10 protein-coding genes and 1 pseudogene are annotated in these 17,035 nt (G+C 54.8%); 1 reads left to right on the top strand and 10 read right to left on the bottom strand.

Annotated features, from left to right (window positions below; all coding sequences use genetic code 11):
* From ABJK56_RS18895 to mdh, 4 genes and pseudogenes are all read right to left on the bottom strand, one after another.
* Positions 1–467, bottom strand: a pseudogene (locus ABJK56_RS18895) (hypothetical protein); the annotation flags it as partial.
* Positions 468–983: 516 nt separating this feature from the next.
* Positions 984–1,358, bottom strand: a complete 375-nt coding sequence (locus tag ABJK56_RS18890; RefSeq protein WP_347246243.1) for a hypothetical protein — start codon at positions 1,356–1,358, stop codon at positions 984–986.
* Between the two features lie 224 nt (positions 1,359–1,582).
* Complete coding sequence (locus ABJK56_RS18885) at positions 1,583–2,305, bottom strand: alpha/beta hydrolase-fold protein (RefSeq protein WP_347246242.1); 723 nt, start codon at positions 2,303–2,305, stop codon at positions 1,583–1,585.
* 454 nt (positions 2,306–2,759) lie between these two features.
* Entirely contained in the window at positions 2,760–3,707 is a 948-nt protein-coding gene (gene mdh, locus ABJK56_RS18880; protein WP_347246241.1) for a malate dehydrogenase, read from the bottom strand.
* A 357-nt stretch (positions 3,708–4,064) separates the two neighbouring features.
* Here mdh and ABJK56_RS18875 point away from each other — a divergent pair, with 357 nt between their 5' ends.
* Entirely contained in the window at positions 4,065–5,276 is a 1,212-nt protein-coding gene (locus tag ABJK56_RS18875; RefSeq protein ID WP_347246240.1) for a 2,3-bisphosphoglycerate-independent phosphoglycerate mutase, read from the top strand.
* 52 nt (positions 5,277–5,328) lie between these two features.
* On the opposite strand, the gene ABJK56_RS18870 is transcribed toward ABJK56_RS18875, so the two are convergent.
* The 6 genes from ABJK56_RS18870 to ABJK56_RS18845 form a co-directional block, all read right to left on the bottom strand.
* Positions 5,329–6,588 (bottom strand): NPCBM/NEW2 domain-containing protein, encoded by a 1,260-nt coding sequence (locus ABJK56_RS18870; RefSeq protein WP_347246239.1) that lies wholly within the window; start codon positions 6,586–6,588, stop codon positions 5,329–5,331.
* A 188-nt stretch (positions 6,589–6,776) separates the two neighbouring features.
* The gene (locus ABJK56_RS18865; protein WP_347246238.1) at positions 6,777–7,895 is read right to left on the bottom strand and encodes a prenyltransferase/squalene oxidase repeat-containing protein; all 1,119 of its coding nucleotides are present in this window, start codon (positions 7,893–7,895) and stop codon (positions 6,777–6,779) included.
* Between the two features lie 116 nt (positions 7,896–8,011).
* Positions 8,012–8,596, bottom strand: coding sequence for a hypothetical protein (locus ABJK56_RS18860; protein WP_347246237.1), 585 nt, complete (start codon positions 8,594–8,596; stop codon positions 8,012–8,014).
* Between the two features lie 136 nt (positions 8,597–8,732).
* Positions 8,733–12,485 (bottom strand): hypothetical protein, encoded by a 3,753-nt coding sequence (locus tag ABJK56_RS18855; RefSeq protein WP_347246236.1) that lies wholly within the window; start codon positions 12,483–12,485, stop codon positions 8,733–8,735.
* 178 nt (positions 12,486–12,663) lie between these two features.
* Complete coding sequence (locus tag ABJK56_RS18850; protein WP_347246235.1) at positions 12,664–14,985, bottom strand: hypothetical protein; 2,322 nt, start codon at positions 14,983–14,985, stop codon at positions 12,664–12,666.
* 210 nt (positions 14,986–15,195) lie between these two features.
* The coding region (locus ABJK56_RS18845) for a hypothetical protein (RefSeq protein WP_347246234.1) at positions 15,196–17,035 on the bottom strand (1,840 nt) is incomplete at its 5' end.

Raw genomic sequence — 17,035 nt, 5'->3', positions numbered from 1 at the left:
CATTGAACGAGCTTCCTCCACGAGAAACCGCCACCCGCCCATCGGTGTCCCACATAAATCACCACCGCCAGCAGCGGCGTCACGACATGTGCCCAGTACAGGACACTCCTCACGAGCGGTGCTTTCACCACAATCGGGCCGATTCGACTGAGAAGGACGCCGGTCAAACACAAGAGGGCAAGGACCAAAAGCAGGGCCAACCCCCAGATTCCCACTCGGCTTTGACGCCACCGCCACCGCGGCACCACATGGGCAAGGGCAAAAAGGAGAAAAAGCCCCACAAATAGAAATCCCCCCACAAGGTGAAAGAGGAAAGAATACTGATAAGAATAGTTTTGAATACTCCAGCCCGTTGCGTACTCCGTCCAGGAGACCCCCGCCAGATACAGGGCGTTCCCGCAGAGCAACAAGAATAAGACCCCGAACGGGATGAAGAACCCTCCAGATTTTCGAACCGCGAGGCCCATAGGTCATCGAAACCGGGACAGCATTTCCCAGCGAAACAGTTTATGACAATTCTGTCCTTTATTATTGGCTGCACTGCCAGGGAAGAGCAACAAATCTGTCAGCTCATTCTCCGCCCCGGGTTAAGACCATCACCGGTCCCGGTCGATCAGTCACCCTATTGCGGGTTGCAGACAGGATATTGGACAGAAGAGGCGTAACAGAATGCTATAGCCACTTTTGGGTGGATTCTATCCATTAATGAGACGGACGTCCCGGCAGGCGGCTTGGTCAATTCGCACTTAAAGAACCCCTGCTTGCTGGGCGGTGGGAAAAGGATCGGAAGCTACCCGGTCTCTGAACCGAGCGTCGCTCTGCCGGATTGCAGTCTTCCCGTCGGACGGCAGCGCCGCACAGCCGACACTCCACGAACTCACCATCAGACAGCCAAGCAATATGAGGATAACTTTCCACATCGTTTTGGAAACACCTTCCGTGGCCAATCCTTGGCGCCAACCGTTTGACTGCGAACGTGCCCCCTACGGCAGGACCTGCTCCTGCCCCATCCAATCATAAACCGACTCGATCTTTTTTGGCTGTTCCTTGGGTTTGAATAGCCGATCAAAAAAGGACTTTTTCTCTTCCTGCTTCTTGACCGCCCCGGGAGGATAGAACTGGGATCGCTCTGGGGGAGAAGATTTGTGCGGAACGAGGGAGGCCAGGCCATCGCCAATCTTTTTCAACCCCTGGCCGATCGCGACAAACGGATTAGGTAGCTTGGGAAAGCTTAATCCGGAGGAACTCCCCGACTGGCCGGAAGGTCCCGAACTCGCTGCCCACATCCTCGCCGGAAGCGACACCACACATATGATCAACCCAGCGATTACAACGGCTTTCCATTCACCTCGAAACATGACCAACCTCCGTTGGCAATTGCAATCCTCCCGTCTTCCCTGACCGACTTATGTGCCAACTCGTGCGGCGACGAGTCATTACCACATTTCGCGATTTGAGTCTAGAGCAAATTCTCACTCTCCGGCGACCGGACGCGATAAGTAGCGACAATTTACCCAGGCCCCCAAGCATCTCACTCGGCCAAAGAAGCCGCGGTAGGTGTCGTCGCTTGTAAAGACGCGGGCTACAAAGTGAGGACAAGTTCCATGAGCCAGCGATTCACGTCCGCCAGAACAAGCGGACTCAGTTCGCTGGCTCCCGGGTACTGACGCAACACGGCATTCATTCCCGCCATATGGAGCCGCTTCAGATCACACGCCGCAGCCGCCGGTGAATAGGTGGGACTTTCCCCTGCCACAATCAGCAGGATCGGCACACGCCGGGCCTCGCGATATCGCACCAGTGGCCTTTCCCCACAAGGCACAGATCCGCCCAGGGAGACCACGCCTGCAAAAATCTCTGGCCAACGCCAAGCAAGCCTCAGCGCCATCGTTCCACCAGTGCTGTGCCCCACCAGAAAAATCTTGCGGCGAGCAATGCAGAAACGTTTGGCCGCCAACTCGATGAGTTCGAAGACCCGTGATTCTGCCTCACTAATGCCCTCAGGCGTCTGCGGCCAACCCCACGTTTCCCCATCCGCTGCCAGGGCAACGCCTCGCGGAGCAATCGCCACGTAATTACGCAAATCAATTTGGGGCATCACACGGAGGAGTTCGTTTTCCCGATCTCCTCCCGTTCCATGAAGCCACACCAGAAGCGGATATTCGTAGTTGGGCTCGTAATGAAGAGGCGCAACAATCGCGCGGGGTGAACTGTGACGTCGACAGGTGATCTCTTTGCGCTCACTGCCTGCCAGGGTTGATCCTTCGGCAAACATTCCCTCCGCGAAAGAGCTGCGATCTTCCATCACGAGACTCCCGGTGGTTAAACAAGTCGCTGCTTCGCATTCAAAAAAGAGTCCCTGTCGGCCGTTACCTTATGAGGCCCCTTAGACAGGAGCATCCTCATCGGTTTCGCCGGCCAACAGCATTCCCGCGACGGCGAACCCACCGAGTCTGGCGAAAAACAACATTCCCCCCAAGTTGACTCACTTCGAAAGGTTTTTCGCCCGACCCAGCATCCCCACACGCGGTAAGTAAACAAGGGTTTTACCGCAGCGATGCCTCCCTGTCAACGCGTCTTTCTCATCAACGCGACACGCCATGCGATGATGTAGCGCTCTCGACAACATTCACATTGCCTCGGTAGGCAATGCGCAGACAAGAACCGAGCACCATGGGCATTGCCGTCTCTTTCTATTCCGGTTTGATCCGGCGTCAGTCAAGCACCGCTCCCACGCGCGCTCCCCACCAACCTCGCGATCACCCCCGCAAGAGCTTGTTCATCGTTTCCACCAGATTCTTGACAGCCTGCACACTCTTTTCAAAGGCGGCTTTTTCTTCTGGTGTGAGCTGCAACTCAATGATTTTCTCCACCCCATCTTTCCCGAGAATCACGGGCACTCCAATATAGTAGCCCCCCACACCGTACTCCTGATCGCAATAGGCTGCACAGGGGAGAAGCCGCTTTTTATCCTTGATGATTGCCTCGATCATTTGTGCCGTGGCCGCTGCCGGAGCGTAGTACGCGCTGCCTTTCTGAAGAAGCTGGACAATTTCCGCTCCGCCGTCCCGCGTCCGCTGTACAATGGCATCGATTTTTTCCTTGGGGAGAAGCTGGGTCAGCGGGATGCCACTCACCGAGCTGCAACTGGCAAGCGGGACCATCGTATCCCCGTGGCCCCCCAGCAGCATCGCTGACACATCTTCCACGCTCACTCCCAGCTCCATGGCCACAAACGTGCGAAAACGTGCCGTGTCGAGCACGCCTGCCTGCCCCATCACGCGGTAGGGTGGAAACCCGGTAACCTGCCACGTTCTTTGGACCATCGCGTCAAGCGGATTGCTCACCACGATCACAATCGCGTTCGGACTCGTTTTTTTGATTTGCTCTGCCACGCTTCCCACAATTTTGGCGTTAGTGGCGAGCAGATCGTCACGGCTCATTCCCGGCTTTCGAGGAATCCCGGCTGTAATTACCACCACATCGCTGTCCGCCGTGTCCCAATAGTTACTTGTGCCTGTGATCTTGGCATCGAACCCCATAATCGGCCCGGCCTGCATCAGGTCCAGGGCCTTTCCCTTGGGCATGTCTCCAACCTCGGGGATATCCAGCAAAACGATGTCCCCCAGCTCAGCCGCGGCACACCAGTGAGCCGTGGTCGCTCCCACATTACCAGCGCCAATAATGCTGATTTTTGCGCGTCTCATTGTGTACACTCCTTATTGAGTCGGGCTGATCAGGACAGATGCCGAACAAATGCACAAGCTGTTCTTCGCGCCACAACTCGCCGACTCGGCACACGGGAATTCACAATTTTTCGTAAGCCGTCAAGTAACGTGCAAGGGCACAGCGTCTTTCCAGCTTTCGCCCGCGGCCGGCTCAGGCGTTCTGGAAAGCTGTCCCATGATTGTAAACCCCCACCGAGAAACGCCAAGCCCCTTGCGGACGGCGTTTAAACGTGGTAGGTAAGACTGTTTGTGGAGGTTTCACTACAAGAGCCACAAAGTGCTGGGTTGCGATGTCGCCAGTTCACTGGACAGGACCGGATACTCGAGGTAGCTGACATGGATATTCAAAAAGTTATCGCAGAGCTTAAAGAAGACAAAGGCGGTCGCATCGTTCTCATGGTAGCGGATGGCTTGGGTGGGCTTCCCCTCGAACCTGGTGGTCCCACCGAGCTGGAAGCCGCTAAAACACCCAATCTCGACCGCCTGGCCACCCGTGGCGTCTGCGGACTTATGACGCCCATCAAACCGGGAATCACTCCGGGAAGTGGCCCGGGACATCTGGGGCTCTTCGGATATGATCCACTCAAATACGTGATCGGTCGCGGCGTCCTGGAGGCAACCGGAATCGGCTTCGCCGTCGGCCCGAATGACGTCGCGATCCGTTGCAATTTCTGCACCCTGGATAGCGAAGGCCGAATCACCGATCGGCGCGCAGGCCGCATTCCCACCGAAGAAAGTGCGGCCCTCGTCCAAAAGCTCAAGGTGATTCGGATCCCCGGGGTGGAAATATTCGTGGAACCGGTGAAAGAACACCGTTTTGTGGTCGTCTTTCGGGGACCTGGCCTGGGAGCCAACGTGGCCGACACCGATCCTCAACAGGTCGGTGTGCCTCCGCTCGATCCTCAGGCGCACGACGAGCCCAGCCAGAAGACGGCCGAAATCGCTCGCCAGTTCATTGCCGAGGCGCGAAAAATTATCGGCCAGCACCCCAAGGCCAATGGGCTGACCATGCGGGGATTCTCGAAACGGCCGGACCTCCCCTCCTATCGGGAAGCCTACGGTCTGAAAGCCGCCGCCATTGCCGTCTATCCGATGTACAAGGGACTGGCAAGCCTGGTGGGAATGGACCTGCTCGGGCAACCCTCCACGCTTGAGGAAGAAATCGACGTGCTCGAAAAGGCGTGGAAAGAAAGCGACTACGACTTCTTCTTCGTTCACTTCAAGTACACGGATTCCCGTGGCGAAGATGGTGACTTTAACGCCAAAGTAAAGATGATCGAGCAGTTCGACTCCGTCATCCCCCGAGTCGAGGCCCTTCGCCCCGATGTCCTCATCGTAACAGGTGATCATAGCACCCCCGCCAAGTTGAAGAGCCATAGCTGGCATCCTGTCCCCACGTTGCTCGTGGCGGACACCTGCCGCCCAGATGGAGCCACCGAATTCAGCGAACGGGCGTGTCTTCACGGAGGTCTTGGACACTTCGAGGCCATGTACCTCATGCCGCTCGCCCTGGCCCATGCGGGCCGGCTCGCCAAGTTCGGTGCCTGACATTCCTGCCTGCCTAGGCAGCTACGCCTATCGGCACGAAAACACACGCAAATCACGGCTGGCTGGATGCCGACCGAATGAGTCGCGCATTCAGCCAGTCGGCATAATCCAGTTCGTCGGCCCGTTCCCCGAATTCGACGACCAGGTCGATCCGGTCTGCTCCACGGACGTCCACTTGAACGGACTGGGGAGGATTGCTTCCCCGAACCGGCCCCATCACGCTTCGCGATTCCCCGTCTACAAGCACTCGGAACACAACACTCCCCGCCCCCTGTGACAGATCGTCGATCGCCACTTCGGATTCGAATCGTTCGAACTTTTTGTCTAGACTATAAGTAAGCCGACTGGCACTGTAGACGCCCAACCCCTTGATGTACACCTGTCGATTTGCGCGCAACAGCCCCCCTCGATTGTTCCGATCCCGATAATACGGTCTCACATATTCGAGAAACGGAACGAAGAGATAGCGATCCGGTTCTAAATCCGACAGATAGACAACTTTTTTGTTAAGCACCTGAACAAAACACACAGCGTTTAATGGAATAGCCACGATCTTTCCTGCAAAGCTTGCTCTAAATACTTCTTTGCCGGCCGGAGATGCTTGTGTTAGTGCCGCTTCCGCACCGTGCCCGTTTTCATTCTCTTGCGAGCCAACTCGAATCAAGATTCGACTGCCATCTTGCAGGCCGAGCCAAATGCGAGTCCCACTCTCTGAGGCTTCTGCAACAGCCGGCATCGGTGGTTTTTGAAATCGCAGTGCCCGCAGGTTAGCAAGCGGAAAGGACTGTTCACCCAAAACACTGCTGACTGCCAGAGTTTCACCACCCGCCCAGTTTTTCAGGTCTCCGGCCAATTGATCACCATTTAAGAATAGAACGCCCTCACTATCTTCTAGGAGATCTACCATCAGTCGATCTTTAAAAACCGGATCCCGCGGATTTTTCAGCACCACCCCCGCGCATAGTGCGCGAGGAAACCGCAGTTCACCGAGCTTGGGATGAACCCACCGGATCTCCTTTGTGGTGAGACCAGCCAACTGACCGACCAGCGACGAGCCATCCCGCAGGAAAAGACAGCTCGCACCCTGGATATCAAAAAGCTCTCCCCAGTAAACCAGGTCTTCAATCGGGCAACTCCACCCACCTTCCTCTGCGCGAAACACAAGGTGACCCTCCTCCCAGCCCACCAGCACACCTTCTCTGACCTGACCGCTGACCAGCCGTGCCACGGGATAATTCTTTCTTTCTTCACACAGTGCTGTTGCCAGAAGCGCGTACAGCCAAAGGGCACACCACAAAACGCGGCCAAACAACTGCGGCCACCTTCGCTCAGGCCGACAACTGTTATCGCGAATAAGTACATTTTTAAAATGACTATAGATCATCATCAACATGATGAAATCACGAGCATCTGAAACCCGTTGTTTCCATCCAAAACAAGGTCTTGACTGTGTGCGTAGTTTTGCGTCAATCCTTCCGCGTACAAAAGCCTTCCCGCCTGTCACCGCTCAAAAATAGGCAAATACTGATAAGGAAGTTGCAGCACCAAAAGGGCCATCGCCGTTCCTAGTTCTGGCGAAATTGGATCGCTCCACGAGCCGTCAGGCTGCTGTCGCGCAATGAGGTCGTCACGAATGGCCGGAAAATACCGGTGCCAGGCGACCCCTCCTTTCTGCCACATAGCCTGTACACAATAATAGTGTCCATAATAGTAATATGGCTCCTGTCTAATCACGCCAGGTTCAGGAACAAATCGCAAGAGATAGTTAATTCCGCGGTCTATTTCTTCCCCCTCGTAAATTCCGGCACTGAATAACGCGACCATCGCCGCAGCAGACCGCGCAAAAGCGCTTTCCCCCGGTACCGTCATATAGCGGAAGCCGCCATCCGGATTCTGGCACCGGCGAACATACGCCACGCAGCGATCCACCGTGGCTTTGGGAACATAGATCCCCGCGTTTCTGGCCGCCCGCAAAGCCATGATCTGACACACCGTGACAGAGATATCCGCGTCCAGACGCTGAGGCTGATACCGCCAGCCACCTTCTTCATTCTGTGTGTTCACAATGAGTCGAACGGCCCGCGTGAGTTTGTCCTTGAGATCGGGTCGTGCTGCCGATCCCCAACATTCCGCCAGAAATAATGTGGCAAAACCGTGCTCATACATCGGACCGCGACTGGCCGCCCCAATATTGAGAATCAGACCATTTTCCCGACATTGCCCCAGGACATAATCCAACGCGCGACTGAGTTCTTTGCTAAACCGTCCTCGGCCTGGCAAACTCCCCTCTGCCAGGAAAGCCATTCCCGCCAGTGAAGTCACCGCCACATTCCCACGATAAGCGCCAGACCCGAATGAACCATCCGGATGTTGATGGCTGGCGAGGTACAGCAGACCTTTTTCAATACTCTTTTCGGCATCTGGCGTCAGCCAGTCCACCTGCCCCACGCTCTCCCCTGATGCCGCATTCGCAAAACCCATCAGGCCACTCCCCGCAAGCAACCCCAACAACACCGCCGTGATATGCCATCTCAAAGAACGAACGGCGGCTTCCGCGTGCCATTTGAAACCGCCGGCAGCATTGATATTCCACACCATACTCGCGGTAAAATCATGCATGTTCGATCAGCCTGCGCACGGTTCCTTTTAACCCGGCGAGTATCTCCCACAGGCGACATGTCAATATGCTTTGAAACGGTCACATCAGGCCAGATGCTGCACGAGCTAGCTTTCGTCTACTGGCCGCGATCACCGGACGCCGGTGTTTGACCCGGAATAATCGATGGTCTCTGTGTCCGCGATAATTCCCTGTAATACGATTCTATCAAAGTGCGATACTTAGGAATAAAACTTTCGAACGTTTGTTGCGTGACTGGCGGTCGATCTCGTGGCGGAAGACGTCCCCAAATAGCCTCAAGGCTGGATCGCCAATCATCTGTCGCCCCGTTTCCGACAGCATCGTCTCGTCGCTGTGCGCCGGCTTGAGCCGTCCCCGACTTTTGCGCGGTGCTCTCCTCACGGTGCATTGCCGCCTGCTGGGAAGGCGAGGCCGGCGTTGGTGCCGGTTGCGGATTCCGCTGTGCTGAACTAGCCCCGGTAGGAGACAGCAACTTATCCAGCTCCGCCACAATCTGCCGTTGCAGTTCACGCGTTGTCGGGCCAACATCCCGCTTTTGCAGTCGCTCCGCAGCCTCACTGGCCATAGTTAAAACGTGCGATAGCACATCCGCTTCATTCCCCCACTGTGCTCCCATGCCGCGGCGGTTGTCGCCCTGCAACTTGGCGGACGGCCTTTGATCTGCAGGGGCGCTCCGCTTCAACACCTCCTCCGCATATGCTGGCTGACCCATCACAGCATGTAGTATCGCCAATATAACAAAACATTGAGCCCAATCCAAATGTTTTCTAAACATACTGCAGGTCCATTCGTGTATATCAATGACTTACTAATACATGTTACGGTTTTAAAAGGTCGTCCAGCGTACCTGGTTGTGTCGGCCGTAGTGGCGGGCCTTCTGATTTTCGCGGGGGGCCACTCTTTTGAGAGCCGGTTTGTTGGCCAGACTTTTCATCCTGCGTGGACATCTGCTCAGTCATTTGCTCTTTTAATTGTTGGATCAATTGAACTACACGGGCCTGTTCGCTACTGAGTTTATCCAAAGTATAACTGACCGCCGGAGAACTCCCCCGCTCTTGAAGCTCCTGCGCGACCTGATCGGTCCGCCGATGGATCGAATCCTGCAACGCTCGCAGCGTTTGGAGTTGAAGAACTATCTGCCAGGGCAGCGATCCGCCAGGATTTTCTGCATCAGGGGCCGTGGCACCGGGACTCGGCCCGCCATCCTGATTGTCCATGCTCCTCCTTTCAAACCGCATGCCATCCGCCAACGCACCAAGCGACTCCAGCACCTCCCGCTGGATGGCCTGGGTCAGCTCCCCTGTATCGCCGTTCTGAAGGCGCTTACTCGCCATCCCCATCGCCATTTCAACTTCTCCGAGTATTGATTCCCAGACCGTCCAGTCTGAAAGTTTTTCCCTCCACTCTCTTATTTGCGATTGTAACATTTCTTGCTCACGAGCCAGACTGTTTACCTGTTTTTGCCACTCAGCCCGTTGTTCTGGCGTTGTGAGTCGCTCGACTTCTTCATTCAAATCTCTCGTCTTTTCCAACAGTTGCGCCTGTCGGGTCGCCGTCTCCGCCAGCTTTTGAGCATGCTCGGCAAGCAATCGGGAAGCCTCTTCAGCGGCCCTGGAAAATCCTCGTTCGCTCAACGTTCGGTGCGTCCGTTCCAGCTCGGTCAACGCATTTCTTCCGTGTTCCAGGGAACTCTTTCGATCCTTGGCCGAAGCTGCTTCCTCTGCTGCCTTCATCTCTCTGGCTATTCTTTCCAGCATATCACGAACTGTGTCACCCTCCGCCGGAGAAATTTGCTGGAGAAGTTTTTCGGTTGCAGAGCGAATCGTCGCTTGTTTCGTGGCGAATTCCGCCTCTCCATCCGCTTTGGAAGAATTCTGCCACCGTTGCTCGAACTCCTGGACCAGCGTGCGTTGACCCTCCTTTAACCGCTCGATTGTTCGAGCAAACTCTTGCAAATTTGCAATATTTATGTGCTGTTCATCCTTATTTCCCTCCAGGATGCTGAGCATTTCTTCTAAGATAGTGATTACCCTTTTCTGATATTCGACCGCCTCGCTTACACGGTTCTGTCCGATTGCCTCGGTCGAATCACGCATCAACGCAACCACTCCACTCTGGGTTGCCAGATTCACCGCGCGTGCGACCAACGCATCTTCGGACGCGAGCAACACTCCCGGGGCCGATTCCACCCCCTCCTGCCCCGCCACCCTGTTCTGCTCCTTCTCGTTGCCTTCATTACTACGGTCGTTCTCTTGCTGTGAATTACTTTGACGACCGAAACGTGCCAGCAGCGTCTCTAAATCCGCGGCAAGAAGACTTTCCTCGCGAGCCAATTCTGCTAGCTTTTGGCGTGCCTCCGGCGGCAGTTCCTGTAACGACTTGCCCACTGTCTCAACACCGATTTTTTGAGTCTCATGATTAATTTCTTTTTGCTTCAGCAAAATTAATTCCAACTGCCTGCGAAATGAATTACGCCCTTTAAACCCTGCCAACAGTTTGAGAACATTCTGCAGCGCATTCTGCCAGCTGATCTGTTCCTGATCAACTTTCTCCGCAACGGCTTTAATTCCCTCTATGTCATGCCTTTTACCGCCTTCGGCAGTCTGCTGTTCAGTGATCTGCTGAGCCCATCGGGCAATGATGCCACAGTTGGCTTGTAAAGAAACTGCCTTTTCCTCAAAACTTGTGCGAAGTTGGCTCTCGGCTTCCACGAGGCCGGCCCATTCGCTCAAATCAGGATAATTACATTGAAGCAGTGTCACGATCCCCCGTAACTGCACTAACACTCCATTTGGCTGATTGCCAATCTCCTGGCATACTTGCGTCTGGAGAAGGTCGAGTGCATACATGCGCTCGCCGAAATTCTGAGGAATTTCGTGATTCGCGATACCGGACGTCCACAGTTCGCGCCACTCCTGGTTGATACGGGACTGAGTATTGTAAATATCACTCATCCGGTCGTAGAGTTTTTCACACTCCGTTAGCATTCGATCTCTGAATATATCCTGAGTAACCACATCAATAGTGAGTGGGTTACTCGTAGATGATTGCTGGTGATAATCCTCGGCAACGGCTGTGGCCGTCAGCGTCCCCTCTGATACTCCTTCTATTTGGCCTAGATCGAGCCACAAATCACGATCCTTCGTCTCTCCCCAGGATTCGACGTCGGACATTTTCCCTCGGGTTCTGGGATAAGGTTGAGCACCTTCCATAATCGTCACGCTGTGATGCCACGCTTTGTTTTGGAGGTCGAGCGTCACCCGTTTCAGCGCGAGGTCATCTCTGGCAGAAATTCGCAACGGCAGCCGCCCGACCCGCGTGGCCAAAAGAAAAGGCACCTGCGGTTGCACAGCCACCACCGGAGGTAGGTCGGGTATGACACGAATCTCCCATGCAGGGTCCCCCACCGAGAATGTACCGTCCTCTGCTTCCAAATGGACACTGTAGCGTCCCGAGGTTTCAAGCTGCCACCCAGCCGATTGCCCCGCTTTTGGTTTTGGCGGGAACCGGAAGTTTCGCCGATCATCGGCAAGCTCGGCAGTCAGTGTTCTGCCTGGCTCCTGCACGATCAACGCCCGTCGCAATGCCCGATCCGCCATGCCATGCAGCATGACTTGTGTACCGGCCACAGCCAGGATGGGGCCATCGGTCACCTCAGCCTTCCAGCCGGTGTACGCGGGCGGTTCCAACTGAACCACCAGCGAGGTTAAATGCGGCGGCTCAACCACGCGCACAAGGCGCCACGGATGTGAGAAATCGTCGCCCCCCCAGATCCGAAACTCAAAATCTGATCGTACCTGGTCGCGCTGAAAATAAAAGCGATTCCCTCGGCGTGCCATGGAAAACCGCACCATCGCTGCGCGGTCGTCACCCTCTGCATCGCGAAAACCAATCCACACTTCTTCGGGCACCACCCCACGTTCGGCGGCAACTTCTATCACAAACTGCCCGCCCCGGGACACCACTTCCGGATAGCGCACGACCTTAAGATATGTTCGCTGCGGCCATGCCAGGTCAGAAAACGGATTGAATAGTCGAATAAGCGCTGTCCCCAAAACCACCGGATAGACCACAAAACCACAACCGATTAGACCTACCATGACTAACCAAATATAAAAAACGATCAACCCCGGTCCTTTTAAACGACGACATAAAGAGCGAATTTCCGCAGCATTGCTCTCTATTTCGTACAACAACAGGGATCGCAATTCCGGCGAACCCCACCGCGGGTCGTCACCGGTCAGGCGGGCAAACTCCCAGGCCGCTGCCAACTGTCCCCTCCATCGCTCATCTACCTGCTCAAGCCAACGCGCAATCATCACACCATTAATTCGCAGGCGCAAAACGGGGTGCACAAATCTTAAATAACTGCCAAATATTAAAAGCACTGTCAGTCCAGTGATAATAACCCTCAGCCCCGTATCATTGATCCGGAGAAAATAATCCATTCCACACAGCACGATCATGCCCGCGCAGACAGCCAGCCCTGCCCGGCCAATTGCCGCCAGTGTCAGACGCCGGTAAAGACGGCCTTCCAGCCTGCTAATTGCTTCAACAAAGGCGTATTTCATGCTTCATCGCGTTTGCCTACCCAGAATTCTAGAAGCGCAACTGCCAAAAACAGATAGGTGCGCGACCTTTCCGTTCAGTCGTATCCAGCGCTGCGTGACCAATATATTTGTGAATTTATCCCGAAGTATTTGTCATCACAGACGCTAAAATCACATTAACCTTCTCAGTAACTACTGATTATAGCAGTCCCCACAATTTTCGCAAAATCCACTCTATTGTGAACAACCCAATGATAAAAGTGAGCACCAGCGGCTGATTCCACAAAGTAATCGGAGGAAGAATTTCTACAGGTCTGGCTTTGCCAGCGGGCAAACTCTGCACCAGATAATCGATCTGGTCAGTTCGAAAGACGCGGCCGCCAGTCCGCCTGGCCGCGGACTCCATGTCTTCCCAGGCCACGTCGGTCTGCTCCATTTCTTTTTTCGGAGACAACACCGTAAAGCTCGTCCGCACCGACTCGTGTTCTCCAGCCAGCCACGCGACGTACTCCCCGGGTACAAGATCCTGCAACACTGCCTGAAAAGTGTTCGCCTCCGGAGATCGCCGTCGAAGTGTCACCTGCCGCCGGGATTTTCCATCCTGTCCGAGCCAGATGCTCACTTCACCACCCATCCCACTCTGGCCGGAAAGCCCTTGCAGTGTGATCCAAACCGAATCACCCATCGAGTAAATCTTTCGATCTGTGCTCAAGATCGCGCCCCCGGGCGTGTCCAGTTTGGATCGCGCCATGGAACGTACTAGCTCGATCCAGAACTGCCGATACCATATTAAATTATTAACTTTTCGCCACCTCCAGGTCTCGTCAGTCGTATGAAAAAGTACTCGCCCTCGGCCCACATAAGAAAAAATAGAGACGGGATACTGCCCTTGATTACTCTGCACAGTGGCCAGTACTCTCGCTCCTGGTTTTATGTCTTTAATATCATGGAAGAAGTAAATTCCCGGCAACCGCGACCATATCCTTCGCGACTCATCCTCCGTCATGCCCAGAAGCAACCAGGGCACTCTCCAACCATCGTCCGTGGGCATCACGCGGCAGGGCGAATCCGCCACAATGCTCCCAACCGCCGATCCCGAGCTGACCGGCAGCACTCGGCCCAGCGGCGTCAACGCTATCGCTTCCCAACGCCAATTCTGGCCTGCGATCACCACCAATCCGCCCGGATTTTCGTTTCGATCGACAAACCCCGCGAGATCCTCCCAAACGCGTGGCGGGAAAACCGTCGCTGGGAGGTCCACCAAAATGATCACATCTTGTGCCCACACTTCGTCGCGAGCCCCTCGAATAAGCTGCAATCCATTGTCTGAATCCCCTTCGAATTCCGGGTCCGCTGAAAGCAGAACCGAACGCAGCCTTATACTATTTTCCCGCCCCAGACAATTCTGTAGAAAACGATATTCAAATCCCGGTGTACTGGCAATCAATAGAACCTTAATTGCGCGCTTCTCGACCCATAGTATCCGTGTTTGAGAGTTATTCTCCAATGCCACCTCACCGCTGGCTGGCTGGCACTCTAATCGCAGCACAATTTCGCCCACTCCCGGGGGCCGAAACGCCATGCTCACCTCCTGACGTTCTGTTTTCGTAATGTCTATCTTTTTCTCTACCAAGACGTTCTTATTCGATTCGTCTATTAGTCGTACAGAGAGATATTTGTCTCGCACGTGTTTTGTAACAATATCCGCTCGTACCACCACTGTATCACCGGCGAATACCCGGTCCTCCATGACCCAGTTTTCAACTGACACGTCCGGTCGTCGTCCCTCTGCACCGACAGCCACAAAGAAGATCGGAATAAACTGCCGAGCAGCCTCTTCGGCGGCGTCAGCCAGTGATGGTCCATCGTTGCTGACACCGTCTGTGAGCACCACCAACGCTGCGGGTGCCGCCCCCCGCAGCCGATCCATGACATGGAGAATACTTCGGCCCAGGGGAGTCGACGGCCGCTGGGGACGCGCGTCCTTTAATCGGGTGGCCATCTCCACAGTATTGTTTCCCTCAAGTGGTATATCATTAAGAAAATACATTCTTACTCGATACTGGCCGATAAGGCTGTTTAAAACACCGCGGTTGCTACCTACAAGGGCATCCACAGCCGCCGCCCAACGCGACCGAGTTCTCTTTTCTCTATCCGACGACGATTCCGGTGCAGCCGCCGTATTTCCGACCGTTTCGTCCTCCACAGACATGCTCATCGAATCATCAAGAATAATCCCTATGAGCGGCCGACTGGTCCGCTGGGGAATAACGACCCATTGAGCGAGCATCGCTACAATGGCCAGAGTCCCACCTGTCCGAAGGACGACCAGTATAATCCTTTGATATTTTTTAAGATCGCTAGTACGCCGATAGTACCATCCCCACAGAACGGCTAAACAAACCGCCACGAGAACTACGGTCACCCAGACTGGCCAGGGCCAGCCTCCCGCAATCTCATAGATGTACTCCTGATCCCCTGTCAGGTTTTCACCGACTATCCACTGAATGAGTCGCTTCATCGTTTCCAATTATCACAATCCCCGACATAAGTGCCTCACGTTTCCGTGCGAGCAGCGATCGCTGTTGACCAAATACCCCGACCTTTTGGCCGTTTTCACGTCCTGGTTCAGCTGCCCGTTTATCAACGGGAAGCTCATGCTAACGCATCACAAGCTCAGCCACACTATGGCTATCTGGGCCTCGGTCTATCCATCATTTTATTTACGGCACTACTTTTTCCCTACATGGGCAACGACTACTTCTAATATTATGAGAAACAGTAGAGAGAGCAGGAACATCCGTGACAGTGCATTACCCGATGGACTGCCGTGCTGAACGGGGCCTTCGAGGATTTGGCTTACCAGCTCCGCAGAAATCGTACGCGCTCCATGCAGGCCCCTCTGCACCATCTCCTCCCAACCTTGCGATCTCAGATCGGCCTCCTCCAACGGAGTATTCACCGAAAACAACGCCACCTGCCGTGACGCCCCGTCACCACTATCTACCTCTACTTTATAAATGCCCGACCAATCGGTGTGTGTATATTTCCATTGCCAGGTTCCATCGACCAGTTCCGCAAACTCGCGCCAGGATTTCCCGATTGCATCGGTAAGCAGGATGGTCGGAGCATTCCGTACACTTCGCAGGGCCATGGACAGGCTCAGTGGCTGGCCGCACACCAGTGTTCGTGCGGAAAGTCCGCCTGATAAAACCCATGCTTTTATCTCTTGAATAAGCGGCACCCAAATCGGCCAGAGTGGGAGCGAGGTCCAGCTTGTATCTGCCGACGTCGTGATGAGAACGCCCCGACCCAGGCCGTATTCCCACGCGACAATGAAGGGATCTCCGTTAGAATAGCGCGCCACTATTTCAGATGGAACGGAATTTAATGGTTGAAAACGCAGGTAATTCCGAACAGGCACGTGCGTCAGCCCCCCTTCCTCCCATCCCGCAAGGATCCGCATGATCGGGTGACGAGTATTTATCATTCCAGTAGATATATTGGCAGCATTCGTTATTCCCTCCAGGCGGCCCGGCAACAGCGGGCGTGTGGCGTCCTGTGGTTCGGCCGCGCGGTTATAAGCTGCCGTTTGAACCCGCGGCCCGCCGAAAATCACCAGTCCACCACCCAGCCGCAAATAATTTGCGAGAAGTTGGACATCGCCCGATGTTACCTGAGCAACATCACACAGGAGGACAATGTCAAAACCAGTAATATCCGCTTCCGGGAGCCGTGCCTCGGGGATCACATGGACTTCTATTGTCCCGGTCTTGGAGGTCGTTGATTCCGGAGCCAACGCGAGCCGGACATAATCACTTGCCCCCTGGAACGGTATCGGGGAATATCGTCCATCAATGCATAACGCCCGCACCTGATCGCGGACCGATATAACCACGGCCCGACGATTATCGATGGTGAGCTGATCATCAGGAAAAATTGCTTCAATCACATGATCCCCAGTTCTGGACGGGCGATAGGACCAAATAAATACTCCAGTTTCTGGAGATTTCCATTCCACGCGTGACTCACCAGTTTTAACACCATCTATCAGCCATTCGACTGTGGCCGGTTTCTGCGCCGTGCCGCCAAAGACGGTGATCTGCCCGGCAATGCCTGTCTCTTCATTCCGTGTGCATACTAAAGGTGAAGCTTCTAACGCCGTGATCGCGGCATTACTGTCTCTATCTCCCGCAACATAACACACGATAAACTCGGCCCGACGAGTTAGCTCCTCAGCCGTGCTGGAAAGGGCTGACCCCTGACTTTTAATCGCCTGATTCCAGGGCTCTCGCTGACCGTCCGTAATAATCACAACGACGAACCGGGTCAGGTGAGGACATTCTTCGCGGAGGCGCTGCGTCCGGGTAAGGACGGCCTCGAGGCACGCCAACCAATCATTGCGAGTATGTCGACATTTTATTTGATCAACAATTTGCAAGAAGGCTTGCCGGTCACTGATTGCCAATTCTACTTCCCACGTGGGAGGCTGAGCGGCCTTGAGCAGGCAAAAAGCATCTGCTGGCCCCGCATTCTTCACAAGATGCGTGATCTCGTCCTTGCCTCGGCTG

It is taken from the genome of Thermogutta sp., from assembly GCF_039793925.1.
Taxonomy (GTDB): Bacteria; Planctomycetota; Planctomycetia; order Pirellulales; family Thermoguttaceae; genus Thermogutta.
The sequence above is the reverse complement of the archived record's forward strand: the minus strand, read 5'-3'. Positions and strand labels throughout refer to the sequence as shown.

Bases quoted from the DNA above. Each gene is read 5' to 3' on its own strand.
- ABJK56_RS18890 (WP_347246243.1), bottom strand. From the start codon at position 1,358: ATGTTTCGAGGTGAATGGAAAGCCGTTGTAATCGCTGGGTTGATCATA.
- ABJK56_RS18855 (WP_347246236.1), bottom strand. From the start codon at position 12,485: ATGAAATACGCCTTTGTTGAAGCAATTAGCAGGCTGGAAGGCCGTCTT.
- ABJK56_RS18865 (WP_347246238.1), bottom strand. From the start codon at position 7,895: ATGCATGATTTTACCGCGAGTATGGTGTGGAATATCAATGCTGCCGGC.
- mdh (WP_347246241.1), bottom strand. From the start codon at position 3,707: ATGAGACGCGCAAAAATCAGCATTATTGGCGCTGGTAATGTGGGAGCG.
- ABJK56_RS18875 (WP_347246240.1), top strand. From the start codon at position 4,065: ATGGATATTCAAAAAGTTATCGCAGAGCTTAAAGAAGACAAAGGCGGT.
- ABJK56_RS18850 (WP_347246235.1), bottom strand. From the start codon at position 14,985: ATGAAGCGACTCATTCAGTGGATAGTCGGTGAAAACCTGACAGGGGAT.
- ABJK56_RS18885 (WP_347246242.1), bottom strand. From the start codon at position 2,305: ATGGAAGATCGCAGCTCTTTCGCGGAGGGAATGTTTGCCGAAGGATCA.